This window comes from Hydrogenophaga sp. (assembly GCF_030656115.1).
Lineage (GTDB): Bacteria > Pseudomonadota > Gammaproteobacteria > Burkholderiales > Burkholderiaceae_C > Hydrogenophaga.
On sequence record NZ_JAUSOO010000169.1, the window covers coordinates 1 to 1,525 of the forward strand.

Here is a 1,525-nt window from a genome sequence, read left to right on the forward strand (position 1 = left end):
GAGCAGCGCGTGAACAGGGTGAGCAGTGAATCACTGGAGGACTTTGACCCGGACTTGCCGTTCTGAGCGCCAACGAATCTCCAACGCCAACGACAAGGGCCCCTGACGGGGCCCTTGTCGTTGGTGCATCCAGCACCGAAAGCCACCGCCGGAATCCGCCACCAGAAATGAACACCGGATTACGTCACCAAATTCCGCCACCACTTACCGCCGCCAGATTTACGCGGAAACTGACAGCCGTCTACAGGTGTCCCATGCGTAATGCCATTGCACCGAAGCCTGCGACCTTTGCTTCGCTGGTTCAGCAGTTCTTCACCGAGTACCTGGTCTCGCAGCGCGCACTCAGCCCCCGCACGGTGGCCTGCTACCGCGATGCACTGATGCTGTTCCTGGACTTTGCAAGCCGACGATTGGGCAGAGCGCCGATAGACATGCGGCTGGCCGACCTCCGACCTGATCTGATTCTTGCCTTCCTCGATCATCTTGAGCACAACCGACACAACGCAATCCGCAGCCGCAATCTGCGTCTCACCGCACTGCGCGCGTTCCTGAAGTTCGCCGGTCGACGCGATGTGACCTCGCTTCACGTCGTCGAGCAGGCGATGGCCGTGCCGATGAAGCACTTCGAGCAGCCGATGTTGGGATATCTGACTCGGCAGGAGATGGAGGCAGTCCTCGGGAAGTCAGGACCTCTTTGGTCTTCACAGCGCGACCATCTCCTGCTGACGATGCTCTACAACACGGGTGCCCGCGTCTCGGAGATCATCGGGGTACGAGTGGTCGATGTCGTCCTGGAGGGCGCGGCCTGCGTGCATCTGCATGGCAAGGGGCGCAAGCTGCGATCAATTCCACTGTGGGACACGACCGTCATGGAAGTGCGCGCCTGGTTGCGGCGCAATCCGACGCTACGAGGTGAGACCGCCTTGCTGCCCAACCGCTATGGGCAGGCCATGTCCAGATCCAACGTAGCTCAGCGTCTTCACCTGGCTATGGTGCGTGCCGCCAAGAACGAGCCTGGTCTCCTCAAGAAGGCGATCTCGCCGCACACGCTACGGCACACAACCGCAATGCATCTGCTGCAGTCAAGCGTGCCGTTCAACGTGATCGCCGTGTGGCTTGGACACGAGAGCATGAACACCACCCATCGCTACATCGAGGCCAATCTGGCCATGAAGGAAAAGGCGCTGGCAAGGCTTGAACCGCCCAATACCAAGATGGGGAAATTCCAGGCCCCTGATGCACTCATGCGGTTCTTGCAGTCGCTGTAACTATGCGCAGGAGGAACCGACATCAATGGGTCACCACCCCCCCATGTCAGACTATTTGTCGCCCCCGAAATTGTGGATAACCCACACCGAAGCGACACCCCATGAAAAGAAACCACCACTCCAAAGAGTTTGAAAACCAGGCCTTGATCAAAGTGCGAGAGCGCGGGGACAAAAGCGTGCGAACCGTTGCCCAAGAGCTGAACATGCCTGAGGGAACACTCAGGAAATGGATCAGCAAATCGAACCAAAAAGACAGC

Annotated in this window: 2 protein-coding genes; both read left to right on the forward strand. The window is 58.8% G+C overall.

The window, feature by feature from the left end:
• The first annotated feature begins 254 nt into the window (after positions 1-254).
• Positions 255-1,268 (forward strand): tyrosine-type recombinase/integrase, encoded by a 1,014-nt coding sequence (locus Q7J58_RS21630; RefSeq protein ID WP_304832015.1) that lies wholly within the window; start codon positions 255-257, stop codon positions 1,266-1,268.
• A 101-nt stretch (positions 1,269-1,369) separates the two neighbouring features.
• On the forward strand, positions 1,370-1,525 hold a 156-nt coding region (locus tag Q7J58_RS21635), incomplete at its 3' end, for a transposase (RefSeq protein ID WP_304832017.1).